Here is a 1,612-nt window from a genome sequence, read left to right on the forward strand (position 1 = left end):
GGGCTGGCGGCCGGCGAGCCGGTGCCGTCCAGCCCGCCGCCCGCCGGGGCCGCGCACCTGCCCGAGCCGGGCCTGCCGGTCAGCGGCCGGGCCGCGGTGCCGGCGCCACGTGAGGCCGGCGAGCCGGAGACCGTGGAACTCAGCGCTGGGCGACCGTGATGTTGCCGCTGCCGGTGCCCACGTCGATCACCAGCCGCGCGGTCGGGTCGTCGGGCACGGCGACGTGCACGTCGCCCGAGCCGGCCCCGGAGCGGACCCGGTAGGCGCCGGGGGGCACGAGCAGGGTGACGTCGCCGCTGGAGGCGTGCGCCCGGGCCGAGGCGGCGGTGCTCAGCTCCAGGTTGACGTTGCCGGAGCTGGCCTCGGCGTCCACCTCGCCGCCGAGCCGGCGGGCGGTGATGTCGCCCGAGGAGGCGCGCAGGGTGACCGGGGCGGCCACGTCGTCGACGTCGATGTTGCCGGAGCCGGTCTCGGCGCGTACCGGGCCGCTGGCGTCGCTGACCCGGATGTTGCCCGAGCCGAGCCGGAACTCCACCGGGCCGACCCGGCTCAGGTCGACGTCGCCGGAGCCGGTCTCGCCCTGGACCGCGACCCCCTCCGGGGCGGTGACCTCGTAGGAGACGCTGCACCGGTTTCCGCAGTCGGCGTCCAGCACCAGCTCGGCGCCCTTGATCTCGTACCGGGCGTCGGGCTGGCCGCCCTGGTAGCGCACCACCCGCTTGATCCGTACCTCGCCGGCCGGGCCGCTGGCCCGGACCACCACGTCGCCGGAGCCGGGCAGCACCCGGATGGTGGTGATCCGCGCCACCTCGGTGTTGTCGTAGTCGAGACGCCGGAAGGAGAGGTTGTCGCACCCGGCGAGGACGATGAGGGTGGCGGCCGCGGCGACGGCGGCGGTGGTTCGGTGCAGTGCCATGGCGAGCACGCTACGGCGGATCCCCGGCCCCACACATCGGGGACAGCCGGCCGCGCACCCCGAACCGACCCTGATTTCGCACCCCGAGGGAGAATGACCCGATGGCCGGGTACCGCCGACAGCTCTACCGCGACGACGCGGTGGTCCTGCGCGTACAGAAGCTCGGCGAGTCCGACCGGATCATCACCCTGCTCACCCGCCGGCACGGCCGGTTGCGTGCGGTCGCCCGCGGCATCCGGCGCACCACCAGCAAGTTCGGCGCCCGGCTGGAACCGTTCGGGCACGTCGACCTCCAGCTCGCCGGTGACCCGAAGGGCAACCAGGGCAGTTCGCTGCACACGGTCAGCCAGGTCGAGGGGATCGACCTCTACGGCAAGCGGTTCCTGGGCGACTACCCGCGCTACACCGCGGCCAGCGCGATCGCCGAGACGGCCGAGCGACTCACCCCGGTGGAGCGGGAGCCCTCGCTGCGGCTGTTCCAGCTCACCCTCGGCGCGCTGCGCGCGCTGGCCGACGGCAGCCACGCCACCACCCTGGTGCTCGACGCCTACCTGCTGCGCGGGATGGCGCTGGCCGGCTGGGCGCCGGCGCTGACCGCCTGCGCGGTCTGCGGCACCCCGGGGCGGCACCGGGCCTTCTCCGTACCGGCCGGGGGAGCGGTCTGCCCCGACTGCCGGCCCCCCGTCGCCGACCCTG

Annotated in this window: 2 protein-coding genes; one reads left to right on the forward strand and one right to left on the reverse strand. The window is 75.5% G+C overall.

What is annotated here, in order from left to right; genetic code table 11:
- Nucleotides 1-139 precede the first annotated feature (139 nt).
- Entirely contained in the window at nt 140-916 is a 777-nt protein-coding gene (locus DLJ47_RS01015; RefSeq protein WP_109898231.1) for a DUF4097 family beta strand repeat-containing protein, read from the reverse strand.
- 101 nt (nt 917-1,017) lie between these two features.
- Here DLJ47_RS01015 and recO point away from each other — a divergent pair.
- On the forward strand, nt 1,018-1,612 hold a 595-nt coding region (gene recO / locus DLJ47_RS01020), incomplete at its 3' end, for a DNA repair protein RecO (RefSeq protein WP_109898230.1).

This window comes from Micromonospora sp. S4605 (assembly GCF_003176715.1).
Classification (GTDB): Bacteria; Actinomycetota; Actinomycetes; order Mycobacteriales; family Micromonosporaceae; genus Micromonospora; species Micromonospora echinaurantiaca.